This window comes from Ruegeria sp. CDSA079 (genome assembly GCF_059612245.1).
In genome coordinates this window covers 73,742-99,553 of record NZ_JBXWQF010000004.1, presented here as the reverse complement: position 1 = coordinate 99,553, position 25,812 = coordinate 73,742, and the positions used below count along the sequence as shown (strand labels likewise).

Genomic DNA, 25,812 nt, shown 5'->3' with positions numbered 1-25,812 from the left:
AAATTTATTGCTGATTCAAAAATATGACTTTTCGAACGCTGTTTCTGCGCATTGTTTTCGTGTAAACTTAAGATTGACGCGCAAAATGCGCGCGAAACACTGAAAAAACGAGATTCCTCCGCACGTGCTGGACACAACCGACAAACGCCTGTTATCTGCCCTGCAAAAGGATGCGCATCTGACTGCGCATCAACTGGGTGAGATGCTGAACCTCTCGCCCAGTCAAGCGGGCAGACGCCGACAACGGCTTGAGGCCGAAGGCTATATTACGGGCTATGCCGCCCGGCTTGATCCGCTTAAGCTTGACTTGCAGGTGCAAGGATTTGTTCAGGTTCATCTGGGTACACATGGCCCCGAACAATCCCAAAGCTTTGCCCGTATGGTCGACACCCGCCCCGAGATAACCAGCGCCTGGACGATGACAGGAGAGGCAGATTACCTGCTGCATGTCTATTGTGATGATCTTTCCGCGCTCAACAGCTTGCTCCATCATGTCATCCTGCCGCATCCTGCTGTTGCCCGTGTGCAAAGCCAGATAGTGATGGACCAACTGAAACGCGACGCCCCCCTGCCCACCTGAACGGGATCACGAGGAGACTAATGGACGATTTTCTATATCAGGCTTCGATCTATCTGGCTGCGGCTGTGATCGCGGTGCCCCTGTCCGCAAGGCTGGGGCTAGGGTCGGTTCTGGGTTATTTGGCCGCCGGGATCATCATTGGGCCTGTACTGGGATTGGTCGGGGCCGAAACGGAAAACCTTCAACATGTTGCCGAGTTTGGCGTTGTGATGATGCTGTTCCTGATCGGACTGGAACTGGAACCCCGCGCCTTGTGGGATATGCGCGACAAGCTGCTGGGTCTGGGGGGGTTGCAGGTTCTGCTCTCAACAGCTGCGATTGCCGCCGTTGCCATCTATGCAAATCACCCCTGGTCCGTCGCGCTGGCAGTGGGTTTGACCTTGTCCTTGTCGTCTACAGCGATCGTCCTTCAGACCTTGTCGGAAAAGGGGTTGATGCAGACGAACGGTGGTCGAGCCACATTTTCGGTGCTGCTGACGCAAGACATCGCAGTCATTCCGATCCTGGCATTGTTGCCGCTGCTGGCCCTTCCAGCGTTACCTCATATCGAAGCAGATGGTTCGATTGACCGCGGTGTTGCCGACCTACACGGAGCAGGCCACCATAGCTTGTCTCTGGTCGAAGGGCTGCCAGGTTGGGCCGTCACTCTCGTCACGATAGGAGCTGTGGCCTTCGTCATTCTGGCGGGTGTCTACCTCACGCGCCCCCTGTTTCGCTTTATCCACGCCACCCGTCTGCGCGAGATGTACACCGCGCTGGCGTTGATGATCGTCGTTGGTATTTCCTTTCTGATGACGCTGGTCGGGCTGTCACCCGCCTTGGGCGCTTTTCTGGCGGGCGTTGTTCTGGCCAGTTCCGAGTTTCGTCACCAAATGGAAAGCGACCTTGAGCCTTTCAAAGGCCTTTTCCTGGGCCTGTTCTTCATCACGGTCGGAGCAGGCATTAACGTTGGCTACTTCTTCGACGATCCGTTTGACCTGATCGGCCTGGCGCTGCTTGTGATCCTGGCAAAAGGGGTCATCCTTTACCTTGTCGGTAAGGCATTCCGCCTGAGCGGGCGGGATCACTGGCTGTTCACACTCGGACTGGCGCAGGCCGGTGAATTTGGGTTTGTACTGCTGGCCTTTTCGACACAACAGAATGTAATACCGCCCGACCTGTCGCAGAAGCTGCTTATGATCATTGCGCTGACGATGCTGATCACCCCGCTTCTGTTCATCATCTATGACCTGCTGTCCCGAAAAATGGGCGACACCTCAAAGGAGCCCGAACCGGATGAGATTGATGAAAAAGGCCCGGTTATCATCGCGGGCATCGGCCGCTTTGGTCAGATCGTGAATCGTCTGGTACGCGCCAGCGGTTTCAAGACCGTTGTGCTGGACCACGATATCGAAACCGTTCAGTTGATGCGCCGGTTTGGCGTAAAAGGCTTCTTGGGCGACCCTACGCGGCCCGAGTTGCTACGTGCCGCAGGGTTGGAAAAAGCATCCGTTCTGGTGGCAGCGATGGATGACCACAAGCAAGTCACAAGACTTGTTGGTTATGCTCGACGGCAGCGCCCCGACCTGCACATCATCGCCCGGGCCCGTGATCGGACCCACGTCTACGAGCTGTATCAAGCCGGAGCCAACGACATCGTGCGTGAAATGTTCGACAGTTCGCTGCGCGCGGGGCGCTACGTGCTGGAGAATATCGGGCTGAGTGAATATGAGGCTTCGCAAGCAGAGCAGACCTTCTATCACCATGATCGGGCTTCTATGCGCGATCTGGCCGAACTGTGGGTTCCCGGAATGCCGACTGCTGAGAACAAGAAATACATCGAACGTTCGCAGAAGCTGGAAAGGGAACTGGAAACCGCGTTGCTCGAATTGGCTGAAGAGCACGCCAAGAAATCTGCCTGACCCAGATCCGTGCCCGGGTCAGGCGACACCTTAACCGTCAGATACGCCTGCCTCGGCAAAGGTTGCCATGCCGGAATGGCAAGCCACTGCGCTTTTGAGAATGTTTATCGCCAGTGCCCCACCGGACCCTTCGCCCAAGCGCAGGCCAAGGCTCAGCAACGGGTCTTTGCCTAGCTTGGACAATACTTCACCATGCGCCGCTTCTGCGCTTTGGTGCCCGGCAACCGCATGGTCCAGCGCACCGGCCGACAATTTCCACAGGCAAGCGGCAGCGGCAGAGCAGATGAATCCGTCCAGAATGACTGGAATGCGCAATACGCGCGCGGCGGCAATCGCTCCGGCCATCGCGGCAATCTCGCGCCCTCCGAGGCAGCGCAGGATCTCCAGGCCGTCCTCTGACGCATGTTTCGCGACACCCTCAGCCACAACACGCGTTTTGTTGGCAAGACCTGCATCATCGACACCGGTGCCACGACCTGTCCAGTCCTCTGCGTCTCCGCCAAACAGCGCGCAGGCGATGGCGGCCGCCGGAGTTGTGTTGCCAATACCCATCTCGCCCACAACCAGCAGATCGGCCTGCGGATCAACGGACTGCCAACCCGTGCGCAAGGCGCTCAGCAGCTCTTCTTCACTCATGGCCGGAGCTTGAGTGAAATCCGCGGTGGGTGTGTCCAAGTCCAGCGCATGCACGTCCATCGTCGCACCCGCTGCCTTGGCCAGCTGATTTATCGCAGCACCGCCATGTTCGAAATTCATCACCATCTGCACGGTGACTTCGGGCGGAAAGGCCGATACGCCCTGCGCAGTGACGCCGTGGTTTCCGGCAAAGACGATGACTTGTGGTGCACTAATCTGCGGACGGGCATCGCCACGCCATCCCCCATACCAGATCGCAAGATCTTCCAACCGCCCAAGTGCGCCCGGGGGCTTGGTCAGTTTTCCGTTTCGGTCAGCCGCAGCATGCACCGCAGTGGCATCCGGCCCCGGTGCCGCCGTAAGAGCAGCGCGGAACGCGTTCAAATCATTCAGTTCAGGCAGCATGAAAGCCTCATTGCATCAGAGTGGTCCTGTGTGTTTAACCGAAGCACTGAATCCAACAAGACCCCGAAAGGCACGGGCGTGCAAAAAAACGACACGAAACCTTTTTCTCTGTGGGATATACCGCTGGCGCTGGTGCTGCTCACCCGCCTGCCCCTGCCGCGTTTGCCGGACCCCGTGTTTTCGAGGCAAGCACAGGCAACCTGGGCCTTTCCGCTTGTGGGTTTGGTCGTTGCGGGACTCGCCTGCCTTGTGGGGTGGAGCGCGCTTGCGTTGGGGCTGCCGGTAATGGCGTCCGCCGGTCTGCTGCTGGCCATGCTGATCGCCACAACCGGTGCCATGCACGAGGATGGCCTGGCCGACACGTTCGACGGCCTCTGGGGCGGGTTCACCCGAGACCGCCGCTTGGAAATCATGAAAGACAGCCATATCGGGACCTACGGCGTGCTTGCCCTGATCATGTCTCAACTGGTTCGTATCTCGGCTATCGCGGCTTTGCTGACCGCTGATGCGGTGGGTGCAATATTAGCCGCATGTATTGTCTCGCGAGCGTTGATGCCTTTGGTGATGGCTGGGCTACCGCATGCCCGGAAGTCGGGCCTGAGCCATTCTGTCGGCAAACCTCAGAAAACATCCGTTATCGCAGCACTGGGTCTGGCGGCGGCGCTTGCCTTCCTGCTCATAGGCATGGGTACAATCGCCGCCATGGGCTTTGCAACAATCAGCGCAGCAGTCTTGGCCATCATCGCCAAATCAAAGATCGGTGGCCAGACGGGTGACATTCTGGGAGCCACACAATTGGTATCCGAGATCGCCTTTCTGCTAACCTGCGTTGCGCTGATTTAAGACGCACCCCCGGTTTCGATCCGCAAAGTAGCGCCGCAATGTTTGCAATGCACCGCGTCCGGATCATGCCGAAACAAACCGCAGCTTGGGCATTTATGGCGTACTTTCTGGGGCATGAAAATTGCCTGTGCCAGCCGGACAAAAAGCGCAACACCCACCACCATGATAAAGACCGAAAACAGCTTGCCGCCCGGTGTGGGCAAGGTGATATCGCCAAATCCAGTGGTCGTCAGAGTTGCCATGGTGAAATAGAGCGCATCAATATAGGGAGTCTGCGAGTCTGCAGGAATGAAGAACACCAGAACGGCGGTCGAGGTCGCAAAGACGAAGACCAGCAGGTTGATTGCGGCAATAACGGCGTCTTCGTGGGTTCGAAAAAAATGGCTGTCGCGCCGTAGATCCCTCAGCAGGTGATAGGAATGGATCAACCGCAAGGCACGCAAGATCCTTAAAAACGCAAGGTTGCCAGCCAGGAACGGATCAAGCACCAGAGACACAATAACAACGATATCCGCCAGCGTGTAAATCTGGCGCAACAATTTCCGACGATCCTTGGCGATCCAAAGCCGTGCCGAGAAATCCAGCAAAATCAGAAAGCCGATCAGCATGCTTGCGGCCGTGACGCCCGGCCCATTTGGAAAATGGGCCGTGGCGACAAAAAACACGATCGACACGATGTCAAACACGATCAAGCCATAGCGAAACCAGACCGAAATCGGATCATGTCCGATATACAGGTATTTCACCGTCTGCTTCATATCCGCCCTGTATCGTGCTGCATATAAAGTGAAATTAACGGCAGTTGCGCAAATCGCCAAGCCACGAATAAGGCCGCCCCAAATGGAGCGGCCTCAAGCAGTTTTTGGTGCGATCAGGCAGCGCGCGAGGTCAGTACTTCGTCAACCTGCTTCGCGGCCGAAACTTCGCCAGCCCCGGACACGGCTGCAACCTCGCGAGTCAGACGTTCCAGAGCAGCTTCATAAAGCTGACGCTCGGAATAGCTCTGCTCGCGCTGGTCATCGGTGCGATGCAAATCGCGGACAACCTCGGCAATCGAGATCAGATCACCCGAGTTGATTTTCTGTTCATATTCCTGGGCGCGACGGGACCACATGGCGCGTTTGACCTTGGCCTTGCCTTTCAGCGTCTTCATCGCCTGGCTGATCACATCCGGCGAGCTCAGCGACCGCAGACCGGATTCGGTGGCCTTGTTGGTCGGCACGCGCAGAGTCATCTTGTCTTTCTCAAATGAGATGACAAACAGCTCGAGCGTGAACCCAGCGACATCCTGTTCTTCGATCGAGATGATCTGGCCTACGCCATGTGCGGGGTAGACAACATAGTCGTTCGGGCGGAATTCGAGCTTTTTCGACTTTGTCATTCAGTTTTATCCTTGCTTGCGGACCGGGACGCAGACAAAAAAAGCACCACATGCGGGGACTGTCTCAGCCCCGTCAGGCGGCGTTTCTGTCATAAATTCAAAACTCCAAAGCGAGCGTACTTTCGGAGCGCATCCCAATCTCGGTCATCATACAGGCTGAGATTATATCACAAAAATACGACGCCCGAAAGTTTACCCTACGGGAATTTTTTGAATTATACGCGCATTCAAACAGTTACTTAGCACACTTCGCGCCAAAAGAAGCAACGCTGTAGCGAATCGCTTAACCGCCTTCGCCAGGTGCTTCTGAGAAATACTTCTCCATCTTGCCTTCTTCACCGTCACGTTCTTCCGCGCCGGGAAGCGGATCTTTCTTGGTGACGATGACCGGCCACTGTTCCGAGAACTTGCGGTTGAACTCGACCCATTGCTCCATCCCCGGCTCGGTATCCGGACGGATTGCGTCGGCCGGGCATTCCGGTTCGCACACGCCGCAATCGATGCATTCGTCGGGGTGAATGACCAATGTGTTCTCACCTTCATAGAAACAGTCCACCGGACATACTTCGACACAGTCGGTGTATTTGCAGGCGATACAGTTTTCGGTGACAACATAGGTCATGATCGGATTCCCGTTTGCGGTTTGAGCGACTAGCTAATTCAGTCTGGCCTACTCTTCAAGATAGGATCAGCGATCTTCTGTGCGAGAAAGATCAAGAGCGCGTCGATCTTTCTTGGTTGGGCGACCCTTTCCTTCAAACCCGGGATTCTTTGGAGGCACGTCCTGCTTTTCGGTCATATCGAGATACAACGTTTGCGCCTCGGGGGCCGGACCACGGCGTTCACCCAGTTTTTCCACGCGTACAACGCGCACGATACGGCCCTGAGGAAAGGTCAGAACGTCGCCGGGTGACACGGTCTGTGCCGGTTTCATCACCCGGTTTCCGTTCAATCTGACATAGCCGCCGCTGACCTGTTTGGCGGCCAGGCTGCGGGTCTTGAAGAACCGCGCCTGCCACAACCATTTGTCGATCCGCAGCTTGGCATCAGCCATATTGCGTCAGTTGCCGTCCTTCAAACCCATCAGCGCAGCGGCGAACGGGTTGTCGGGATCGATGGCCTTTTCCTTTTTCGGAGGCCGTGACGAGAAAGTCTTGGCACCCTGAGGTTTGCCGCCCTTCTTGCCGTGAGGCTTGCCGCGACCGTCCTGAGGCTTACCACGCGGTTTGCCGTTACCTTGCCCTTGCTCACGACGTGGGCCACGGTTGGGTTGCCGCTGACGACCCCAGGTGAAGGTAAAGAAAACCTCAACCTCTGGCTCATCCGATACGGCGTCAGATGCTGGTGCCTCGGCTGCCGCCTCGGGGCTTGACGTAGCTTCGGCTGGCGCCTCGGCGGGTGCCACGACCTCTTCCGAGGTGGCCTCTGCGGCTTGGGTTTCATCTGCGGCGGCCTGATCAGGTGCTTCAGTCGCGGGCATTTCCACAGGGGCCTGTTTGACCTTTTCACGCTCGCCACGCTCGGCTTTGTACCCCAAGCCTTGCATCAGGTCTGCGAACTGTTCCAACGTCATACCGGTGATCGAAAGCATATCCGGCTTGGCTTCGAACCCGCCCCGGCTGTCTTCGGCGCGCAGCATGTCGGCCAGACGTTCCAGCATGTCGATCCGGATCGAACGCTCGCCCGCATCGCGGTAGCCGCACATGGTGTCGTATCCCTGCGGCGCATCCTTGTCGATGGGTACAGTGACCAGACCCGGAGGCGGAGCTTCGGGGAACTCCTGCAAACCGCTGGACAACGCCCACAGCACCAGACGCAGGCGCGTGGGTGCGGGTTTCAGCAGCAGCGGCATGAAGATCGTGAACTGGCCAAACCGGATGCCGTGCTTGCGCAGCGCACCGCGGGAGTCCTGATCCAGATCCTTGACCTCTTGCGCGACCTGCGCGCGGGGCAGTACGCCCAGCGCTTCGACCATGCGGAACGCAAAGCCCTTGGCCAGACCAGTCAGTTCTTCATCGCGCGACAGATTCAGCAGCGGCTCGAACAGCGCGGCGACCTTGCGGTCGATGAAATGCTGCAACCGGCGCTGCACTTTCTGTTCGACATCCGGCCCTGCGGCTTCGTCCACAAAAACTTCGACCATCGGCTTGAGAGACTCTGCCCCGGCAACCAGTTTGCCGACGGCGTATTCGCCCCACATCAGGCCACCCTGATCAGTGAAATCAATTTCGGTATCGGGCGCATTGTAGAAGCGATCGGCGCGCAGATGGAATTGCGGCGCGAGTGCTTGCAAGGACGCCGATTTCAGAGCTTTCGCCTCGGTTCCCTGCGCGCTTTTGTCCGGCGTGAACCGGAACCCTTCCAGACGACCGACGAATTCGCCTTCGACGGTCACTTCACCCTTGTCATTTACTTCGGCCAAAAGGGCCTCCTTCTGTTTGAGCCGGCGCAGCAAAACAGATGTACGCCGGTCCACAAATCTTTGAGTCAGACGCTCATGTAACGCGTCTGACAATCTGTCTTCTACAGTGCGCGTTTCGTCACGCCAATGCGATTCGTCACGGACCCAGCCGTTTCGTTGCGCAACATATGTCCAAGTGCGAATATATGCCAACCTTTTGGACAATGCGTCAATATCGCCATGGGTTTGATCGATCCGGCGAATCTGTCTTGCCATGAAGTCATCAGGAACGCCCCCCCTTTCATGCAAGTGGCCAAAGATCACCTCGAGCAAACTGGCGTGTTCTGCATGGCTGATGCCGCGAAAATCGGGAATCCGGCACACATCCCACAGCAAACGGATGGATTGCGGGTCGCTGGCACGAGCGACGACCTCGGTCACTTGCGACAAGGACTTCAGCGCATTCAGGTCGTCCGCAGGGCGCGCTTTGGTCAGGTGCTCGTCATTTGGGCTGACCTCAAGCGAGGCGATCAGCGCGTCGATTGAGCCGAACCGCAAGGCGGCATTCCGCCAGTTCAGCTTTTTCATCGGCGCAAAGCGGCTGTCCATGATGGCCTGCGCCACGCCTTCGTCCAGTGGCGGAGCCTCGCCCGTCACGCCAAAGGTGCCATCAGACATCCCGCGACCGGCCCGGCCCGCAATCTGCGCCAGTTCGTTCGGGGCCAGCGGTCGCATCCGGCGGCCATCAAATTTGGTCAGGGATGAAAACGCCACGTGGTTCACATCAAGGTTCAACCCCATCCCGATTGCGTCGGTGGCAACAAGATAATCGACCTCGCCATTCTGGTAGAGATCGACTTGTGCGTTGCGCGTGCGCGGGCTGAGTGCGCCCATAACCACGGCTGCACCACCTTTCTGGCGGCGCAGCAATTCAGCGATGGCATACACATTTTCGACCGAGAATCCGACGATGGCACTGCGTGCGGGCATCCGACTGATCTTTTTGGACCCCGAATAGACAAGTTGCGACATTCGTTCGCGCCGCACAAACTGCGCCTCGGGCACCAGGGCGGCAATCGGACCGCGCATGGTGTCAGAGCCAAGGAACAGTGTTTCATTTGTCCCCCGCGCACGCAACAGGCGGTCGGCAAAGACATGGCCGCGTTCGGGATCGGTGCAGAGTTGGATTTCGTCGATCGCGACGAAATCTGCCCCCATGCCATCGGGCATCGCCTCGACCGTGCAGACCCAATATTGGGTGCGCGGCGGCACGATGCGCTCTTCACCCGTGACCAGTGCCACAACAGACGGTCCGCGAATGGCGACGATCTTGTCATAGACCTCGCGCGCCAGCAGCCGCAGCGGCAAACCGATCACACCGGTGCGGTATCCCAGCATCCGTTCGATCGCATAGTGGGTTTTGCCTGTGTTTGTCGGGCCCAATACGGCCACTACTCGGGATGACCCGCTCACCATTGCCCCCTGCCCCGGACCTTACAGCGCTGCGCCTTCGATCTGAGGCTTCAGTCGATTCACCGCATTGGTTACTTCTTCGTGATGGGGATGTATAGCCAAGGCCCGCGAATACGCGTCATAGGCTTTCTGAGGTTCTCCGATAATCTCAAAGATCAAACCCAGCCCGTATATCGCCTCATAGTTGTTGGGGTTGAGGGTCAATGCGTGCTCCAGATCAGCCGCCGCCATTCCGAACCGTTCCATCCCGAAAAATGCCGAGGCGCGTACATGCCAGCCTTCTGCAAATTCGGGTGCGTGATCCGTCAACGCAGTCAGATGGTCCAACGCGGCATCAATATCTCCGCCATCAAGGGCTTCGCGACCGCGTTCCAATAGCAGATCCGCCGAGGCCGAGCCGGACTGCGCCCACAATGCTTGAAGTTGCCGGTCCAGTGCCATTGCCTGTTCGGGCGAGGACTCGGCCAGTTGCTCCAGCAGCGCGCCCTCATCCCGCAAATCCGCCTGTTGCGCGAGGCAACTGGTGGAAAACGTGACTAGGACAACAAGTGCCGCAACGATACCTTTGAGATTGTGTATTGCAATGATCATAACAATAGTCAGTGTAGCGTTGCGACCGGGGATGTCCATTCACGGCGCACTAACAAAATGAGGAAAAGCATGAGCGAGATTCTTGAAAAGGCGGCAGCCGCGCTGAATGAAAAACTGGAAGGCGGCGCGTTCGATGCCTCGGCCAAGTTTGCTATCGCCGATCTGGGCGCAATTGTTTTGGACGCAGACGGCGCGCGGGTCAGCGATGATGATGCTGATGTCACCATGAGCGCAGACGCCGACACGTTCGAGCAAATCCTCAGCGGTGAACTGAACCCCACCGGTGCGTTCATGTCCGGCAAGCTGAGCATTGACGGCGACATGGGCGTTGCCATGAAACTTGCATCGGTGCTGGCCTGATGGAATTGACGCCGGCCCCTTTTTTTGAAGACGTGGCCGGCGGTCCCGCCGGTGGGAGCGCCCACTGGCTAATGACTTCGGACCAGATACGAATCCGGGTCGGCCATTGGCTGCCCGAAGGCGATGTGCGTGGCACCGTTCTGATGTTTCCCGGTCGAACGGAGTATATCGAAAAATACGGAGGCACCGCAGCCGAGTTCATCCAACGCGGCTTTGCCATGCTTGCCGTTGATTGGCGCGGTCAGGGCCTGGCAGATCGCCTGCTGGACAATCCCCGTATCGGCCATGTCGATCAGTTCACGGACTATCAGCACGACGTTCAGGCCACGCTTGATTATGCCCACTTGCTGAACCTGCCAAAGCCCTGGTACGTGATCGGACATTCGATGGGCGGTGCCATTGGTTTGCGGGCCGTAATGGCACAGAAGTGCTTTGCAGCCTGTGCCTTCACCGGGCCGATGTGGGGCATTTTCTTCACTCCGGTTATGAAACCTCTCAGCCGTGTGACGGCCTATTGGGGCACAGCGCTTGGCCTTGGCGAAAAGACACCACCGACCACAACGCTGGAAAGCTATGTCCTGTCGCAACCGTTCGAAGGCAACATGCTGACCCGCGATCCGGCGATGTTTCAGATGATGCAGGATCAGCTAAAGGCCCATCCCGAGCTGGCGCTTGGGGCGCCCTCAAACCTTTGGTTGCGAGAATCGCTGAACGAATGTGCCTGGCTGATGGAACAACCCGCACCTGACACGTCCGGCCTGACCTTTCTTGGCAGCCACGAACAGATCGTAGACCGCAAGGCCATTCGCGCACGTATGGAAAACTGGCCAAACGGCACATTGGTCGAAATCCCGGATGGCGAGCACGAAGTGTTGATGGAGGCACCGGATGTGCGTGGGCCGGTTCTGGATCAGATGGCCGAACATTTTCTGTCTAATCAAACCCGTTCTTCCGAGGGCTGAAAACCTGGACCCTTTCTTCCACCCGGAAGACTGGCCGCTTGTGATCCGTGCGCGCCAGCCCTAGATGTTTGCGAAAGCTATCTACAAAAGGTGATCCATGCGCGACCTTCCCTTTCCCGTCCGTGACGCAAACGCAATGGGCGGTGCCGACAATCTGGGCAATCTTCCGGAATGGGATCTGAGCGATCTCTACACCTCGGAAGAAGCGCCCGAACTTGAGCGCGATCTGGGCTGGCTGGAAGGCGAATGCGCCGCCTTTGCCGCGGATTACGAAGGCAAACTGGCCGATCTGGACGCAAGTGGCCTGCTGGCCTGTGTGTTGCGCAACGAAAAGATCAATTCCATTGCCGGACGCATCATGTCTTTCGCCGGCCTGCGCTATTACCAACTGACCACGGATGCCGAGCGCGCCAAATTCCTGTCCGACATGCAGGAAAAAATCACGATCTTCACCACACCGTTGGTCTTTTTCACACTGGAAATAAACCGGATCGAGGATAGCGCTCTGAAAGCGCGTTTCGACGCCAATGCCGATCTGGCACGGTATGAGCCCGTTTTCCGCCGCATCCGTGCGATGAAGCCCTACCAACTGTCCGATGAGCTGGAAAAGTTCCTGCACGATCTGGGTGTTGTCGGCGACGCATGGGAACGTCTGTTTGATGAAACTATTGCCGGACTGATATTTGACGTTGACGGTGACGAGCTGAACATCGAAGGCACCCTAAACCTGTTGACCGAGCAAGATCGCTCCAAGCGCGAAGTAGCTGCGCGCGAGCTTGCATCGGTGTTTCAGGACAACATCAAAACCTTTGCCCGCGTTCACAACACGCAATCCAAGGAAAAGGAAATCGTCGACCGCTGGCGCAATATGCCCAGCGCTCAGACCGGGCGTCACCTGTCCAACGATGTCGAACCCGAAGTGGTGGAAGCCCTGCGCGAGGCGGTCGTGGCCGCGTATCCCAAGCTCAGCCACAGGTATTACGAACTGAAACGCAAATGGCTTGGTCTGGACGTGATGCAGGTCTGGGACCGCAATGCACCGCTGCCGATGGAAGACACGCGCGTCGTCAATTGGAACGAAGCCGAAAAGACCGTTATGGACGCCTATGACGCCTTCGATCCCCGCATGGGTGAGATCGCAGCCCCGTTCTTTTCGAAAGGATGGATAGACGCTGCGGTGAAACCCGGTAAAGCACCCGGAGCTTTTGCTCATCCGACCGTTACCGATGTCCACCCCTACGTGATGCTCAACTATCTGGGCAAACAGCGCGACGTGATGACCCTGGCGCATGAGCTGGGACATGGTGTGCATCAGGTGCTGGCCGCCGATCAGGGTGAGATGCTGTCCTCAACCCCGCTGACGCTGGCTGAAACCGCCTCGGTCTTTGGCGAAATGCTGACCTTCCGTAAAATGCTGGATCAGGCCGAAACCCCGGAACAGCGCAAAGTGCTGCTGGCCGGCAAGGTCGAGGACATGATCAACACCGTGGTTCGCCAGATCGCCTTCTACGACTTTGAATGCAAGCTGCACGCCGCGCGCCGTGAGGGCGAGTTGACCCCCGACGATATCAACGCCTTGTGGATGAGCGTTCAGGCCGAAAGCCTGGGCCCGGCATTTGAATTCATGGATGGGTACGAGACCTTCTGGGCCTACATCCCGCACTTCGTGCATTCTCCCTTCTATGTCTATGCCTACGCCTTCGGCGACGGCTTGGTGAATGCACTCTATTCGGTTTACGAAAGCGGCGCAGAAGGATTCGAGGACAAGTATTTCGAGATGCTGCGCGCTGGTGGGTCCAAACATCACAAGGAACTGCTGGCGCCGTTTGGTTTGGACGCGAGCAATCCCAAGTTCTGGGACAAGGGCCTGTCGATGATCTCGGGCTTTATCGATGAGCTGGAGGCGATGGAGGCCTAGTTACGTCTGGCCTTTTGTCGTCAAGAACACGGCAGCCACGATCAAAACCGCACCAAGGGCCGCAATCGGAGTGATTGTGGCCCCCAAAAACAGCGCCGAGTTAATAAATGTGAACACAACCGAAGCTGCAAACATCAAAGTTGCGGTCAAGGTAGAGACCCGCGCGGCGGCCTCGTACCACAGGTAATAGGCCAAAGCGGTAGGCAGAACGCCCAGCAAGATCAGAAAGACCAGGTCATTTGCCGTAGGAACCTGCAGCGTAAACGCCGCCAGCGGCAGCAGCAGCACACCTGAGCAAAGGAATATTCCGAACAGGAAGTTCAGGCGTTCCCCCGTCGTTTCCGAATTGCGCATCGCACGGCTGCTGGAAATCAGGAACACCGCCCAACTGAGACCGGCGCCGATTTCCATCAAGTCGCCGAACAAAGGCTCGCCGCCACCTTGGAAGTCTCGGTACACCGTTAGAAATACGCCCAAAATTGCCAATGCGGTGGCAAAAAAATCAGTACGCGTAACTGGCGTGTCTGCAAAGAAATAGAGGAACACCAGAACAAAGAAAGGTGCGGTGTTTTCAAGCACCATCGCATTGGCTGCACCTGTATGTTCCAACCCGATATGAAAAAGGATGTAGTTGACCACTGTTGACAGGACGGCCAGTCGAAAGTTCCAATCACTTAACCGGAGCGAAATCGAAACCCGCATGACCCGAAGCATGACGAAGATGGCAAGCGCAGCGATGAACAACCGCGTGACGGCAATCTGCAATCCACCAAGATCACTGGTCAAATAGCGAACGATGACACTGTGTGTGCCCCACAGAAACGCCGCGAGAAACCCAAGAGCCAAACCGTTTTGCAAAAGGTTGGTCTTGGTCATGCTGCTGCCTCGTTTACTTCAACTGGCTATCTTTTGACCCGCGCCGATTGACGCCGCCACGCGCCATGAACGCGCCATCCCGGTCCTGCTGGCAATCCAGGCACAGCTTGACGCCCGGCAAAGCCAAACGTCGTTTCTCGGGGATTGGCTCTTCACATTCCGCACAATGGGTCAAGCTTTCGCCAACAGGACGCTTTTGCGCCCGCATCCGCGCCAGTTCGTCCGAAATCGACGCTTCGATCTGTTCGCTCACCGCGCCGTCGCGCGCCCAACCTCCGGCCATGGTCGCCTCCTGCAAGAATACCAAGCAAGATAGCCGAGGCAGCGCCATGAGAGCAAGTTACAGCGGCACCGCTCCCTCGAACACACGGTCGATCACCTCTTGCGTGCCGCGCGAAAACTCCAGCGGACAGGGGTACTCCGCCCCGTCCCGAACTGACCGGCAGAAGGCTTCGACCTGAAGCTTGTAATGATCTGCTGCGGGGAACCGGTTGATTTGAACCTCAAGCCCCGGCCGGTGCAGCTCGACCCGCGCTTCACCGAACACACGGGCATTGAAGGGTGTTGCCAGACGGATCAGGCCGCGCTCGCCATGGAACACCATTTCCTGATGAGGGTGCGCCCGAATGGACACGTAAGCAGAATAGGTGAACCCGGGGAACTGGGCCCGAATTTCGGTAAAGACATCGATATCGTCCTGCCAACGGATCGCGGATTGTACCGACACGGGCTCCGCCCCGGTGGCAAAGCGTGCGCCGCCGATCACATAGACGCCGATATCCCGCAGACCGCCACCACCGGTTTCAGCGCGGTTGCGGATGTTCCCGGTATCCGCCCGATTGTCAAAACTGAACGCGCCGGTCACGTGCACCAAATTCCCGATGGCCCCGTCCGCGATCAGATCGCGTGCCATCTGCCATTGGGGGTGATGCACGATCATATAAGCTTCGGCTGCAAGCAAGCCGGTCTGGTCACGCTTGGCAATCAACGTGCCAAACTCATCCGCGCGCAGGGTCATCGGTTTTTCGCACAGCACGTGCTTGCCAGCGTCCAGGGCCTTCAGGCTCCATTCGACGTGCAAATGGTTGGGCAGAGGGATGTAGATCGCGTCTATCCCGGGGTCTGCCAACAGCGCGTCGTAACTGTTGGGCACCTTGAGATCAGGGCAAAACGACAGAAATGGATTCGCCTTCGCTGTATCGGACGTCGCTAGAGCAGCCAACTGTGCGCCGTTGGCGGAATGAATCGCCGGCGCCATATATTCCCGCGCAAATTTTGCGGCTCCTAAAACACCAAACTGAACAGGTTTTGGCATCGCGCCCTCCATCCGTTTCTAAGTGACTTCAGTGCCGCCTTTTGTAGCCAAGAGTCAAATCACGGTGCGATTAAGCCGTGCACCGATCAACGCTACATATCTTTTTCAACGAGGGGAAAAACGAAACCAGCCCGCAAACGCGTGCGGGCTGGTTTTTTGGTCAGCTGACGCTCAGCATCCCTTTTTCGCGAGCCAGATCCCGCATTTTTTTCTGCAACTTCTCAAAGGCACGCACCTCGATCTGGCGAATACGTTCGCGGCTGACATTGTATTGCGTGCTGAGCTCTTCCAGCGTCACAGGCTGATCCATCAAGCGACGCTGAGTCAGGATGTCCTTTTCCCGATCGTTCAGAACATCCAGAGCGGCAGTCAGCAACTCGCGGCGCGCTTCCAATTCGTCGCGCGCCTCATAATCGCCTGCCTGATCCGCATCTTCATCTTCCAGCCAGTCCTGCCACTGCATCGTGCCTTCGCCTTCGGAACCAACCGTGGCGTTCAGCGATGCGTCCCCACCGGACATCCGGCGGTTCATGCTGATCACTTCGTCTTCGGTAACGCCCAGATCCTCGGCGATCCGTTTGACATTTTCCGGGCGCATGTCGCCTTCTTCCAAAGCGCCGATACGGGCCTTGGCCTTGCGCAGGTTGAAGAACAGTTTCTTCTGTGCCGAAGTCGTGCCCAGCTTGACCATCGACCACGACCTCAGGACATACTCCTGAATCGAGGCGCGGATCCACCACATGGCATAGGTCGCCAGACGGAAGCCTTTCTCGGGGTCGAATTTTTTAACCGCCTGCATCAGGCCCACATTGGCCTCGGAAATCACTTCGGCCTGCGGCAGACCATAGCCGCGATAGCCCATGGCGATTTTGGCCGCCAGCCGCAGGTGAGATGTCACCATCTTATGCGCAGCTTCGGTGTCCTGCTCTTCGACCCAGCGCTTGGCCAGCATATATTCTTCTTCCGGCTCCAGCAGAGGAAACTTGCGGATTTCCTGCATATAGCGATTCAGACCGCCCTCGGGCGTCGGTGCGGGGAGATTTGCGTAGTTTGCCATTATGATGTCCCTCCGACAAATGTTTAAGTCTTTAACATAGGATATGGGTAAGGAACCCATCCCATTCAAGAGGTGCTGCTATCAGTCTGAAATTAAACTTCTGTTAAGGAAAGATAAGAAGCTCTTACTCACGAGACTTTGCTTATTATGACAGCGGTATGCGAAGCCCTGCAATCAGGTTTTGCATGTCATCCGGCAATTCGGCCTCGAACCGCAGGGTTTCACCGCTGACAGGGTGTTCAAAACCCAAAACGGCGGCGTGAAGCGCCTGACGGGGGAATTCACGCACAGTGTCGGCGGTCGCAGCAGAAAACGCTTTGGCAGAAAGTTTGCGCTTGCCGCCATAAACCGGATCTCCGACCAGCCCGTGCCCTGCATGGGCCAAATGCACACGTATCTGATGGGTTCGACCGGTTTCCAGCCAGCATTCGATCAGAGCCAACCCCGCAGGCGTTCCGAAGGATTCGACAACACGCGCGCGGGTCACCGCGTGGCGGCCACCGTGGAACAGAACCGCCTGTCTCTGACGGTCGGTTTTGTGCCGCGCTAGCTGCGTTGTCACGCGCATGATGTTGCCGGGCTCGAAATTGATCCCTTTGACACCGCGCAATCGGGGGTCGTTTGCGTCCGGCACACCGTAGCACACTGCGCGATAATACCGTTCTACGCTGTGGGCTGCAAATTGCTCGGCCAGACCGTGATGCGCTGCGTCTGATTTTGCAACCACCAGAAGGCCACTGGTTTCCTTGTCGATCCGATGCACGATGCCCGGACGTTTGACCCCGCCGACACCTGACAGATCGTCACCGCAATGGTGCAGCAACGCGTTCACCAGCGTTCCGCTGGGCGAGCCCGGCGCAGGGTGTACGACCATACCTGCAAGCTTGTTCACGACGATCACGTCCGCATCTTCGAAGACGACTTCAAGCGGGATGTCTTCGGGGCCGATATGGCTGTCTTCGGCCTCGGCCACGACGATGGTAATCTGCGCCCCTTCCGCAACTTTTGCCTTGGGGTCACGTGTCTCACTTCCGTCGATCTGAACCGCGCCCTCTTGGATCAGGCGGGCCAACCGGGTGCGCGACAGGTTTTCACCGTCTGGCACATCCCGGGAAAGCGCCTTATCAAGGCGAGGCGGCGGATCAGCCGCGATCTGAAACTCAATCTGGCGGGTGCCCATGACTGTCCCTTCCGAACCCCAAGAACCGCAGGAAACACCACAGTTGCGATTGCTGCGGCGGATGGTCATGCTGCTGACCGCGGTGATGATTGGCGGGGTTCTAGTGACATTCGCCCTGATTGTCATCCGCCTATCGGACCGCACCCCCACCCTTCCGGATCAGATCGATTTGCCGGGCGGCGCAAAGGCGCAGGCGTTGACCATCGGCTCCAACTGGTATGCAGTTGTCACCGATGACAACCGTGTTCTGATCTTTGACAAAACGACCGGAAAGCTACGTCAGGAGATCGTGGTTGAGTGACCCCCATGCAGCAACTCATCCACATAAGTGATCTGACACGCAGCTTAGCTGTTGCTGGGGAATAAGGCTGTTCCGGTCCATGCCGCGCCCAATTGCTGATCCAGCGCATCTGAACGTATTTTCTGCTTTCCCGCGAGCGGAGACAGAGCAACCTCGCGCAAGCAGATCCTTTCCTCAATCAGGCTGAAATCTACTCTGGCAAGTTCGACATCTATTGCCATGGCTTCCGCGATCCGGATCATATCATCGAACTGCGTGGGCCGTGGCTCTGTGTCAGAACTGGTTGGGAACAACAGCTCATCCACCAAGTATGTGTAGTTGCAGTCGTGCAGCATCTGAATACGTCCGCGCCCCCGGTCACGATCAACCTGCACCAAGTGTACGTGTCCGGCGATCACCCAGAACCGCCATTCGCTGACCGATTGATCACCGGCTGACAGATCTTCTTCGAGGCAATAGATGGGCTGACTGGTGACGCGCCACCAGTCGCCAGTCCAAAACCCTTCCGGCGTTTTGGTCTTGTGCCACGCGGCCAACTGATTGTTTGCCTCATCACGCTCAGCATCTTCCAGAGGAAGCGACACCCCAATCCTGTGCGCCGCGTTGGCTGAGCCTTTCAAGCAATACTCTCCAGGCTCGCCTTCAAGTGCGTCCGGCAACGTCGGAGACTGTGCATGCCACACCCGCTTAGGCACGGTCAGAATATCCGGCACCTTTTCCAACTCTACGTCATTATCCGCGACAAACGCATGAGGGACGGCACCGAACAGCTTCATGATCAACAGCTTTTCCGAAAACGTGCTTGGGTCACAGAGGTCGGGTAGATGGCGGTGGCTTTCGGCATAATTGAACATAGACAACGCAAGCGCGTTCAGCCGCGCCGCGTCGCTGCCGTAGAAATCCCAGCCACGCGAACAGCCCGGAGGCGGCGGATCGTTTACACCATAGAGATTGTCGGTCGTGATCTTATCGAGTTCGGCCTGCGCCGCTTTCAGATAGTCTTCCCTGTCAGACAGCAGGGCCGTGGACATTGCACCGCGCGTGGCCTTTCGGATGTCCTCGGTTGTTGCGCGCAGCGCGGGTAAATTGGCCGGAAACTCGATCGGTTTGGGCCCCTTTCTGCCGTGGCGCGGCAAAGGTGCATCGCTGGCGCGGATGCCTAAATTCCGCAGGCGTCTGTCGAGGAATGAATGCCGTTTGATACCATTTGCGATCCACCACCGCATCCGGCGGCCCCACAAATGCACGGCAAGAGTGTCATCCTTGATATAGGTGCCTCTGAATTCGCGAACGTGAATGTCGTTGGCTTGCCCAGCCTGACGGAACGGCAGCGGATAAAACACGGGGATTGGGCAGGCATGTTTCAGCTCGTCATGTTGGCGCAGATACCAGGTCATGACGCCTGGACCATAAACGCTGTGCTCCTGATCTGACGCGTGCGGCAACTCACCTGCGCGTTTCATGCGCTCCAGCTCTTCCCGTTCCTCTCCTTCGACCCAAGGGCGGATCGGGTAAGGGTCTTCGCTGTACTCCACATAAGCGTTCAGCGCCGGACTGTCGGGCGGCAGCCGCATCACCGCGTTGCAAATCGTGTCTCGGTTGAAATAGCCAAAGATATGATCCGCTTTTGGAATCGGGGCCAGCGCCACAACATCCGTATCGCACCACAGGAAATCCGTCTTCTTCATCAACTGCAATCTGAAGATGTCGGATTGCGGTACAGGTGTATTGAACTGATTGTTCACAATGAACTGTTTCGGCTCATGCACTTCATTGGCCGATACCAGTTCAACACCTGAAGGCACGTTTTCGACCTGCCCGTAGTGAAACAAAACAAGCCTGTGCCCCTGTTCGACAAAGGACAACATGCACATCTGCTCCAGAAAACTCAGGCGGCCTTCCATCCAGAGCATACCAATCGTCGGAAGAGAATGATCCGCAGCCATTAACGTATGTCTCCGAAGGGCGTTTGACTAGGATTCTGGTTGCTGTTCGCCGGTCGTGTGGATCGTCTCAGTCGAAAGCCGTTCCCGCACGATGCGATCTTTTCCGACAAATTCCACGGCCGGCGTGGCCAGTAATTTCTGGTACAGCTCATGATAATCCGGTTGTTTCAGAAGTTCGTTGATCAGCGCCTTGTGCCAACGGAACGATTTTCTGTGCAACCGTTTGAGCCGATCATCTGAACGAAACTCCTCCAGCACCGCATCGACTTCGTCCTTGTAGCGCAGGATTGTTTCATCCGTCGCACCGCCACGGTTCCAGCGATCCCAGTAATCCGTTCCCAGCGTCTGGGACGAATGGTTTGCCCTGCCCCGGCTTCGCTTGGCCAGATAAGCCTGGGTAGAGCGAACGGCGTAATGGTTTATTTGTGCGACTTCGAGGCCAAAGGGCGGTGAGACATGGTTGCCGAAGGGCGCAGGTTCTTTCGCGTGCCCCCCGGGCACAGACCGAAACATCGCCGCCTGAAATTCAGGTTTAGGATGAGGGTTGTGCAAGCCGAAACGCAAATACAGCTCACCCTGCCGGAACAAGGACTTTACGAAACGACGCCCTGCCCCACCGTGTTCATAGTCCAACTCAGCATCAAAGAATTGCTGCGTGACAGGTTTATCCCGCAGCACGTGCCTGCCACTGTTCGAAAAAATCTTCCAAGGGATTGAGATGACGTCAACGCCCGGCGTTTCTTCGATCAGATCATCAACTTTGTGATTGCCAACGTGGATGTTCAGAAACTCATCCGCATCGCCAACGTAAATCCATTTGGCTTCTTTCACGACCGGCAGACGACGCGCTTGTCTGAGGGCGGATCGGTGAATCCCGCCTGTTCCAACGCGGTTTTTATGAAACTCGACATGGCCCATGTCCTGCAAACGGCGAAGTATCTGGTTTGTGCCGTCTGAACAGTCATTGGTGTAGACAATTATCCTGTCGAACCCCAACACCTTGTGATGGGCGACCCATTCCAAGATATAGGGCCCCTCGTTCTTCATCGCAGTGATGAGGATTTTTTCCGGCTTGTCCATCGCTGCCCCTCAATCCCGCGGATTAATTGTCCTGACCTTTGTCGTTGTCCTGCGGGACAATCTTTTCTATCGCGATCTGAGCGCCGGCGATCGCCCGGATGCGCAGCTCTCGGGGGTGCTTGCCTAGAAACTCGTTGACCGCGCGGATCACGCCGTCGCCCCACCAGCCACGGCGATGGTAATCGTCGAACGCCATGATCCCGCCGGGCTTGATCTTGGGAAACAGTGCCGCCAGATCGGCGGTCACGCCCTCATAAGAATGGTCACCATCGACATAGGCAAACGAGATGCTTTCGTCTTCAAACAGCGCGAGCGCGGGAACCGAGAAATCGCGGATGATACCGACCTTGCCCTCTTCGATCTCTTGTTCGAAAGATTTGACCACCTTCTGAAAGATGGCCTCCATCTTTTCATCTTCGGTCCGCCCGACGAAAGCCGTTGTATGGGACTCTTCTCCAATATGCTTCCATGGGTCGATGAGAAACAGCTGACTGGGTTCAATAAGCTTCAGAATGGTCGGAGAGAACGCCCCCTGCCAGACACCGATCTCAACCGCGACGCCACCCTTGGGTAGGCGCGAAAGGAAAGTGCGGCGGATCGCTTCTTTACTGTTCTTCCGCTTGGTCGCCTTGTCAGCCTTTGGTTTTTGCTGGCTGCCGGGTGCAACACCGATAACCTTGGGTTCGTTTGACATCTCGACCTCACTTACAGACGGGCATTCGGTTCGCTCTAACCCGTTTTGTTTATTAAGCCATGGCTATCATGTCATCGTATCAAGAACCAGAAGCTATGTGTCCTTTTTGGGAAGTGGCGGCAACTTGTCGATACCAAGCCACGGTGGCTGCAAGCCGGTTATCCTGTATCTTGCTGCATTGCGCCCCAGAAAACTGTTTATTGCCGCATTCATTCCTGAATAGGACCCGCCTCCATGACGGCGATAGGACGTGAATGCGATACTGCCGCCCGGCGCAAGAACCCGGTCGATGCGACGCAAAAGCTGGCTCATCACCTGCTCTGTGCGCACCCCGCGAATTATGACAACACCGACACTTTCATCTTCAAAAAGCTTAAGCATCAAAGGTGGCAGCGCGCGGTAGACTTTGAGGCGCCCGGCCAGGATCGGCTCGCGGAAATACTCCAGCAACGCATAAAACGTGCGATCAAGCGCCTGTAGATCCGGATCCTGCGAAGCATCCGCGCAAGTGAAGCTGTCCCAAGACAGCCCCCATGGCGCTATGAGCGTCAATTGCGCGACGGCATCCAAGGCAAGTATTTCCTCAACGATTTCCGTTTCGACATGCCCGATCAGCGCCCAATTTTTCTTGCCACTGATGGATTGCAAAAAGCTTTGACGCTGGTCTTTCGTTCTTTCAATCTCAGGAGAAGCAGAGGGCAAGAAAGCCGGATCTTTCGGGTCAAACGGCACCGAAACCTGCTTGGCATCGGTAATCTGCGCGTGTTGCGTCACAGCCTCTTCATGGTCGAACGTCGTACCAAGGGAATCGAGGCGAACGAACCAAGGGAAATTGTTCGGCTTGGAGTTCTCGGCCTTGGACATTTTGCCCAGGCGCGTCCACTTTGCAACCTGAGCAAATGTGATTTCAGGGTCTTTGTAGAGTTCGGTGTTGAAGGACAAATCACCATCTTCCATCACACCAAGTTCCAGTGCCTTGACATAGCGCCCGCTGTGAAACCGTCTGAATTTCGCGACAAATTCCTTCGCCACATCGGTCTCGAGAAGGCTTGCGATACGGTCTTTGTGATACGCAACCGCCTGCTCGTGCAACTGCCTCAGAACTGAATCTGACTGCAGCTTTTCGTAAACCCGGCGCAGGCGGGCAACTTTTGACAGGATCGAGGTTTCTTCGATGTCGTTATAGCAATGCAGTCGCCAGTACGCCTGACCGGTTGCTTCCATCTTGGGATGAAAACTCGAGGTATTCACATCCCCTCGCAACCGTTTCATCAGATAGCTTTCCACTGACCGCACTGCATAGTGGTTCATTCGAAAAAGTCTGCGCCCAAACCCGGCCCCCGTCGAGGAATAAGCCCACCCCCGTCGACGCATCGCAGGAGGCAACGGATCACCATCGCCATCGATCCAAGTAAAACGGTCCGCTTTTTTAGGTACTGGTCCACGCGGTCGATGCGTACTGATTGTCCGATACGATCCGTTGTTTCGGAACAAAGACTTGAACGCCCGCAAGTTGTGCGGACTGACAGCTCCAAGCTCACCCGCACAGGTAAACTGATCAACAATGAACCGGTCTTCGAATTCAACAACCCCGTTGTGCCCAAATAGCTGCCAAATTGCAGTAAACCCATCTGCATATGGCAATGCACGAAACAGATCGTCCAAAGTCCCTTCTCCGATGCGGATGTCGAAAAACTCGTCAACGTCACACACCAATATCCACTCGGCCTCTTTGCACCATGGATGTTTCATCGCGTTCGCGTAAGCCGAAGCCTGAGGCCCGAATTTCCAAGGCCCCGGATTGTCGATATGTGCAAGAAACCCCAGTTCCTGACATCGACTCAGGATCGCGTCGGTGCCGTCCGAGCAATCATTTGAATTGACGATGAAGTGGGTGAAGCCGATCGACTGGTAATAGGCAATCCACTCGAGGATGAAAGGGCCTTCATCTTTCATAGTGGAAATGACAAGTCTCATTCATTCACCCTGCAACCATGGCACACTCTATCTGCATCACAGAGGCGTAGCGCGCATTCCCTTACAGCCGTGTTACGGGCCACCGAATGGCATTGCAAGTGGACAGGCCCAGGCAACAAAGCCGGGCATTGCGGCCGTTTACAAGCGTACCTTCTGCTCACCATCACCGGTTTGCAAACAAAACGATTGTCATTTGAAGGAAGACCAAGGTTGGTTCGGTCGAAGAACACATTTACTGAGGCAACGCGTCGGTTGGTGAGGCAGGGTCATTTACTTTCAACAACTTAACAGCTTTTTCGTTGGTTGGTACTTCAAGCCAACTTCTGTCGTTCTCCTCAGTCGCCTCAGACACTGCGATTTTGTAGGTCAGCGCAAACGCCTGCCGTCGGTAAATCATCCCTTGGTTCGGGTTGTGGGCTGGAAAGATGCTAACAAGCTGGTCAAGGCGTTTTCCGGGATGATGACGCAGCCGTCCAATTGCCGTTTCATCGTGCGCGCCGCCTGTAACAGTCGACCCCGAGAAATGGCAGCTGAGGGCCATTCGCCGAAGGAAATCGCCCATGGTGTCGACCTATCCGTCGATTGGGTGCGCGAGATCCTCTTCGGTAAGTAGCAAGTTTAGTTGCAACTTTTTGGGTGAGCTTTGCGCTACATTACTGTTTCTATCTTCTCATGGGTAGTTCGACGGTGTTTGAAAAAGCTAGGGTCAGGACCCATTGATTTCCAGCTAGCTGCGTGATTCACGGCTCGAAAACCGAGCAGTGAACATGTCTGATCTTTTCTGGCTAAGTGACGCCCAGATGGCGCGTCTGGCACCTTTCTTTCCCAAGTCCCACGGTAAGCCGCGCGTCGATGGCAGGCGCGTATTAAGCGGGATCATTTTCATCAATCGCAATGGCTTACGGTGGCGCGATGCACGCGCTGAATATGGCCTACACAAGACGCTATACAACCGTTGGAAACGCTGGAGCGATAAGGGGATCTTCGCCCGGATGATGGCCGGTTTGGCCGCCGAACACGGTGAGCAGAAAACGGTCATGATCGACGCTACCTATTTGAAGGCACATCGAACAGCGACCAGTTTGGGCGTCAAAAAGGGGGGCTTGGACGCCTGATTGGTCGCACGAAGGGCGGTATGAACACGAAGCTTCATGCCATCTGCGGCAGCCAGGGCCGACCGCTCAACCTGTATATGACCGCCGGTCAGGTCAGCGGTTATATCGGGGCACGGGCGTTGCTGAGCAGCTTGCCGGATGTCGATTGGCTGCTCGGCGACTGCGGCTATGACGCCGATTGGTTCAGAGAAGCGTTGAAAGACAAAGGTATACCCGCTTGCATCCCAGGTCGGAAACAATGGAAGAAGCCGGTGAAGTACGACAAGCGTCGCTACAAACGACGCAACCGGATCGAGATCATGTTTGGCAGGCTCAAGGACTGGCGGCGTGTCGCAATCCGATATGACAGATGCACGAAGGTCTTCCTATCAGCAATCGCGCTGGCCGCTCTCGTCATTTGCTGGCTATGAGTCCTGACCCTAGGCACTCGTTTATAGTGATGCCAAGTGCTGCCAACGAGCTTAGCGCCCTCTATTTTGAGCACATCATCCTGATTTTTTTCCATTGGCAAAACCCCGTTTGTGCAAAGTCTGTGCACAAAATCCAATATCGGACCCTGCCAGAAAGCCTTTTTTTTCAGGGATTTCTTATATATCAGGGGGATACCTTGCACAAGGCTCTGGTGCGGTCGAGAAGCATCTAGAACAATCGAACTAGCGCTTATGACCCCTTATTTTTATGGACAAAGCGCCCTAAGACGTCCTTCAGCTTTCCCCAAATGTGTGCTGTATCCTGTGGTAATGTGTGCTGTTTATACTGTCAACGCGTGTCAATTAATTGGGACGAATGAAAACTGGTCAAACACACCTACTGTGTTCAA

At 56.4% G+C, this 25,812-nt stretch carries 25 protein-coding genes; 9 read left to right on the top strand and 16 right to left on the bottom strand.

Annotated features, from left to right (window positions below):
• The first annotated feature begins 124 nt into the window (after nt 1-124).
• Nucleotides 125-580: an Lrp/AsnC family transcriptional regulator gene (locus AC2FJZ_RS05610; RefSeq protein ID WP_050603634.1), complete on the top strand. Its 456-nt coding sequence runs from the start codon at nt 125-127 to the stop codon at nt 578-580.
• Between the two features lie 20 nt (nt 581-600).
• Nucleotides 601-2,481: a monovalent cation:proton antiporter-2 (CPA2) family protein gene (locus AC2FJZ_RS05605; protein WP_496673657.1), complete on the top strand. Its 1,881-nt coding sequence runs from the start codon at nt 601-603 to the stop codon at nt 2,479-2,481.
• Nucleotides 2,482-2,511: 30 nt separating this feature from the next.
• On the opposite strand, the gene cobT is transcribed toward AC2FJZ_RS05605, so the two are convergent.
• The gene (gene cobT, locus AC2FJZ_RS05600) at nt 2,512-3,522 is read right to left on the bottom strand and encodes a nicotinate-nucleotide--dimethylbenzimidazole phosphoribosyltransferase (protein WP_496776424.1); all 1,011 of its coding nucleotides are present in this window, start codon (nt 3,520-3,522) and stop codon (nt 2,512-2,514) included.
• A gap of 78 nt (nt 3,523-3,600) precedes the next feature.
• Here cobT and cobS point away from each other — a divergent pair, with 78 nt between their 5' ends.
• Nucleotides 3,601-4,365, top strand: a complete 765-nt coding sequence (gene cobS, locus AC2FJZ_RS05595; RefSeq protein ID WP_496776421.1) for an adenosylcobinamide-GDP ribazoletransferase — start codon at nt 3,601-3,603, stop codon at nt 4,363-4,365.
• Here the strand turns inward: cobS and AC2FJZ_RS05590 are convergent.
• From AC2FJZ_RS05590 to AC2FJZ_RS05565, 6 genes are all read right to left on the bottom strand, one after another.
• Entirely contained in the window at nt 4,362-5,123 is a 762-nt protein-coding gene (locus AC2FJZ_RS05590) for an ion channel (protein ID WP_496776419.1), read from the bottom strand. The two genes, cobS and AC2FJZ_RS05590, sit on opposite strands and share 4 nt — an antisense overlap.
• A 113-nt stretch (nt 5,124-5,236) precedes the next feature.
• Nucleotides 5,237-5,746 carry a CarD family transcriptional regulator gene (locus AC2FJZ_RS05585; RefSeq protein WP_050603638.1) on the bottom strand — a complete coding sequence of 170 codons (510 nt, stop codon included), beginning with the start codon at nt 5,744-5,746 and terminating at the stop codon, nt 5,237-5,239.
• Between the two features lie 283 nt (nt 5,747-6,029).
• Nucleotides 6,030-6,368, bottom strand: coding sequence for a ferredoxin FdxA (fdxA, locus tag AC2FJZ_RS05580; RefSeq protein WP_170451366.1), 339 nt, complete (start codon nt 6,366-6,368; stop codon nt 6,030-6,032).
• Nucleotides 6,369-6,434: 66 nt separating this feature from the next.
• The gene (locus AC2FJZ_RS05575) at nt 6,435-6,800 is read right to left on the bottom strand and encodes an RNA-binding S4 domain-containing protein (protein WP_496776417.1); all 366 of its coding nucleotides are present in this window, start codon (nt 6,798-6,800) and stop codon (nt 6,435-6,437) included.
• A 6-nt stretch (nt 6,801-6,806) separates the two neighbouring features.
• Nucleotides 6,807-9,623 (bottom strand): helicase-related protein, encoded by a 2,817-nt coding sequence (locus AC2FJZ_RS05570; protein ID WP_496776415.1) that lies wholly within the window; start codon nt 9,621-9,623, stop codon nt 6,807-6,809.
• Between the two features lie 18 nt (nt 9,624-9,641).
• The gene (locus AC2FJZ_RS05565; protein WP_496776413.1) at nt 9,642-10,250 is read right to left on the bottom strand and encodes a tetratricopeptide repeat protein; all 609 of its coding nucleotides are present in this window, start codon (nt 10,248-10,250) and stop codon (nt 9,642-9,644) included.
• 30 nt (nt 10,251-10,280) lie between these two features.
• Here AC2FJZ_RS05565 and AC2FJZ_RS05560 point away from each other — a divergent pair, with 30 nt between their 5' ends.
• The 3 genes from AC2FJZ_RS05560 (at nt 10,281) to AC2FJZ_RS05550 (ending at nt 13,451) form a co-directional block, all read left to right on the top strand.
• Nucleotides 10,281-10,571, top strand: a complete 291-nt coding sequence (locus tag AC2FJZ_RS05560) for an SCP2 sterol-binding domain-containing protein (RefSeq protein WP_050603643.1) — start codon at nt 10,281-10,283, stop codon at nt 10,569-10,571.
• Entirely contained in the window at nt 10,571-11,533 is a 963-nt protein-coding gene (locus tag AC2FJZ_RS05555; RefSeq protein WP_496776411.1) for an alpha/beta hydrolase, read from the top strand. The genes AC2FJZ_RS05560 and AC2FJZ_RS05555 overlap by 1 nt, the downstream gene beginning before the upstream one ends.
• Nucleotides 11,534-11,630: 97 nt before the next feature.
• Nucleotides 11,631-13,451, top strand: coding sequence for a M3 family oligoendopeptidase (locus AC2FJZ_RS05550; RefSeq protein WP_496776409.1), 1,821 nt, complete (start codon nt 11,631-11,633; stop codon nt 13,449-13,451).
• Here AC2FJZ_RS05550 and AC2FJZ_RS05545 read toward each other — a convergent pair whose 3' ends face one another.
• The 5 genes from AC2FJZ_RS05545 to AC2FJZ_RS05525 form a co-directional block, all read right to left on the bottom strand.
• Nucleotides 13,452-14,327: a DMT family transporter gene (locus tag AC2FJZ_RS05545; RefSeq protein WP_496776407.1), complete on the bottom strand. Its 876-nt coding sequence runs from the start codon at nt 14,325-14,327 to the stop codon at nt 13,452-13,454.
• Nucleotides 14,328-14,340: 13 nt separating this feature from the next.
• On the bottom strand, nt 14,341-14,610 hold the full coding sequence (locus AC2FJZ_RS05540) for a DksA/TraR family C4-type zinc finger protein (RefSeq protein WP_496776405.1): 270 nt from the start codon (nt 14,608-14,610) through the stop codon (nt 14,341-14,343).
• Nucleotides 14,611-14,667: 57 nt separating this feature from the next.
• Nucleotides 14,668-15,642 (bottom strand): Gfo/Idh/MocA family protein, encoded by a 975-nt coding sequence (locus tag AC2FJZ_RS05535; RefSeq protein WP_496776403.1) that lies wholly within the window; start codon nt 15,640-15,642, stop codon nt 14,668-14,670.
• Nucleotides 15,643-15,802: 160 nt separating this feature from the next.
• Nucleotides 15,803-16,699, bottom strand: a complete 897-nt coding sequence (gene rpoH / locus AC2FJZ_RS05530; protein WP_050603648.1) for an RNA polymerase sigma factor RpoH — start codon at nt 16,697-16,699, stop codon at nt 15,803-15,805.
• A gap of 145 nt (nt 16,700-16,844) precedes the next feature.
• Complete coding sequence (locus tag AC2FJZ_RS05525; RefSeq protein ID WP_496776401.1) at nt 16,845-17,879, bottom strand: RluA family pseudouridine synthase; 1,035 nt, start codon at nt 17,877-17,879, stop codon at nt 16,845-16,847.
• Here AC2FJZ_RS05525 and AC2FJZ_RS05520 point away from each other — a divergent pair.
• Complete coding sequence (locus tag AC2FJZ_RS05520; protein WP_496673696.1) at nt 17,878-18,180, top strand: DUF6476 family protein; 303 nt, start codon at nt 17,878-17,880, stop codon at nt 18,178-18,180. The genes AC2FJZ_RS05525 and AC2FJZ_RS05520 overlap by 2 nt on opposite strands.
• 44 nt (nt 18,181-18,224) lie before the next feature.
• On the opposite strand, the gene AC2FJZ_RS05515 is transcribed toward AC2FJZ_RS05520, so the two are convergent.
• The 4 genes from AC2FJZ_RS05515 to AC2FJZ_RS05500 all read right to left on the bottom strand — a co-directional run bounded on the left by AC2FJZ_RS05515 (nt 18,225) and on the right by AC2FJZ_RS05500 (nt 23,877).
• Nucleotides 18,225-20,126, bottom strand: coding sequence for an ATP-grasp fold amidoligase family protein (locus tag AC2FJZ_RS05515; protein WP_496776399.1), 1,902 nt, complete (start codon nt 20,124-20,126; stop codon nt 18,225-18,227).
• Between the two features lie 27 nt (nt 20,127-20,153).
• Nucleotides 20,154-21,206: a glycosyltransferase family 2 protein gene (locus tag AC2FJZ_RS05510; RefSeq protein ID WP_496776397.1), complete on the bottom strand. Its 1,053-nt coding sequence runs from the start codon at nt 21,204-21,206 to the stop codon at nt 20,154-20,156.
• 22 nt (nt 21,207-21,228) lie between these two features.
• Nucleotides 21,229-21,900, bottom strand: a complete 672-nt coding sequence (locus AC2FJZ_RS05505) for a class I SAM-dependent methyltransferase (protein WP_496776395.1) — start codon at nt 21,898-21,900, stop codon at nt 21,229-21,231.
• A 93-nt stretch (nt 21,901-21,993) separates the two neighbouring features.
• Nucleotides 21,994-23,877 (bottom strand): glycosyltransferase family 92 protein, encoded by a 1,884-nt coding sequence (locus AC2FJZ_RS05500; protein ID WP_496776393.1) that lies wholly within the window; start codon nt 23,875-23,877, stop codon nt 21,994-21,996.
• Nucleotides 23,878-24,289: 412 nt separating this feature from the next.
• On the opposite strand from AC2FJZ_RS05500, the gene AC2FJZ_RS05495 reads away from it, so the two are divergent.
• Together AC2FJZ_RS05495 and AC2FJZ_RS05490 are read left to right on the top strand one after the other, a co-directional pair.
• On the top strand, nt 24,290-24,490 hold the full coding sequence (locus tag AC2FJZ_RS05495) for a hypothetical protein (protein ID WP_496776391.1): 201 nt from the start codon (nt 24,290-24,292) through the stop codon (nt 24,488-24,490).
• A 154-nt stretch (nt 24,491-24,644) separates the two neighbouring features.
• Nucleotides 24,645-25,402 (top strand): IS5 family transposase gene (locus AC2FJZ_RS05490; RefSeq protein WP_496776389.1). Its coding sequence is split into 2 segments (ribosomal slippage): nt 24,645-24,981 and nt 24,981-25,402, totalling 759 coding nucleotides; the frame shifts between segments, so codons are not numbered across the junction.
• Nucleotides 25,403-25,812 lie beyond the last annotated feature (410 nt).

Coding starts and splice junctions, on each gene's coding strand:
- rpoH (WP_050603648.1), bottom strand. CDS start 16,699: ATGGCAAACTACGCAAATCTCCCCGCACCGACGCCCGAGGGCGGTCTG.
- AC2FJZ_RS05550 (WP_496776409.1), top strand. CDS start 11,631: ATGCGCGACCTTCCCTTTCCCGTCCGTGACGCAAACGCAATGGGCGGT.
- AC2FJZ_RS05590 (WP_496776419.1), bottom strand. CDS start 5,123: ATGAAGCAGACGGTGAAATACCTGTATATCGGACATGATCCGATTTCG.
- AC2FJZ_RS05525 (WP_496776401.1), bottom strand. CDS start 17,879: ATGGGCACCCGCCAGATTGAGTTTCAGATCGCGGCTGATCCGCCGCCT.
- AC2FJZ_RS05535 (WP_496776403.1), bottom strand. CDS start 15,642: ATGCCAAAACCTGTTCAGTTTGGTGTTTTAGGAGCCGCAAAATTTGCG.
- AC2FJZ_RS05520 (WP_496673696.1), top strand. CDS start 17,878: ATGACTGTCCCTTCCGAACCCCAAGAACCGCAGGAAACACCACAGTTG.
- AC2FJZ_RS05515 (WP_496776399.1), bottom strand. CDS start 20,126: ATGGCTGCGGATCATTCTCTTCCGACGATTGGTATGCTCTGGATGGAA.
- AC2FJZ_RS05500 (WP_496776393.1), bottom strand. CDS start 23,877: ATGAGACTTGTCATTTCCACTATGAAAGATGAAGGCCCTTTCATCCTC.
- AC2FJZ_RS05570 (WP_496776415.1), bottom strand. CDS start 9,623: ATGGTGAGCGGGTCATCCCGAGTAGTGGCCGTATTGGGCCCGACAAAC.
- fdxA (WP_170451366.1), bottom strand. CDS start 6,368: ATGACCTATGTTGTCACCGAAAACTGTATCGCCTGCAAATACACCGAC.
- AC2FJZ_RS05505 (WP_496776395.1), bottom strand. CDS start 21,900: ATGTCAAACGAACCCAAGGTTATCGGTGTTGCACCCGGCAGCCAGCAA.
- cobT (WP_496776424.1), bottom strand. CDS start 3,522: ATGCTGCCTGAACTGAATGATTTGAACGCGTTCCGCGCTGCTCTTACG.
- AC2FJZ_RS05585 (WP_050603638.1), bottom strand. CDS start 5,746: ATGACAAAGTCGAAAAAGCTCGAATTCCGCCCGAACGACTATGTTGTC.
- AC2FJZ_RS05565 (WP_496776413.1), bottom strand. CDS start 10,250: ATGGACATCCCCGGTCGCAACGCTACACTGACTATTGTTATGATCATT.
- AC2FJZ_RS05575 (WP_496776417.1), bottom strand. CDS start 6,800: ATGGCTGATGCCAAGCTGCGGATCGACAAATGGTTGTGGCAGGCGCGG.
- AC2FJZ_RS05510 (WP_496776397.1), bottom strand. CDS start 21,206: ATGGACAAGCCGGAAAAAATCCTCATCACTGCGATGAAGAACGAGGGG.
- AC2FJZ_RS05605 (WP_496673657.1), top strand. CDS start 601: ATGGACGATTTTCTATATCAGGCTTCGATCTATCTGGCTGCGGCTGTG.
- AC2FJZ_RS05540 (WP_496776405.1), bottom strand. CDS start 14,610: ATGGCCGGAGGTTGGGCGCGCGACGGCGCGGTGAGCGAACAGATCGAA.
- AC2FJZ_RS05555 (WP_496776411.1), top strand. CDS start 10,571: ATGGAATTGACGCCGGCCCCTTTTTTTGAAGACGTGGCCGGCGGTCCC.
- AC2FJZ_RS05560 (WP_050603643.1), top strand. CDS start 10,281: ATGAGCGAGATTCTTGAAAAGGCGGCAGCCGCGCTGAATGAAAAACTG.
- AC2FJZ_RS05545 (WP_496776407.1), bottom strand. CDS start 14,327: ATGACCAAGACCAACCTTTTGCAAAACGGTTTGGCTCTTGGGTTTCTC.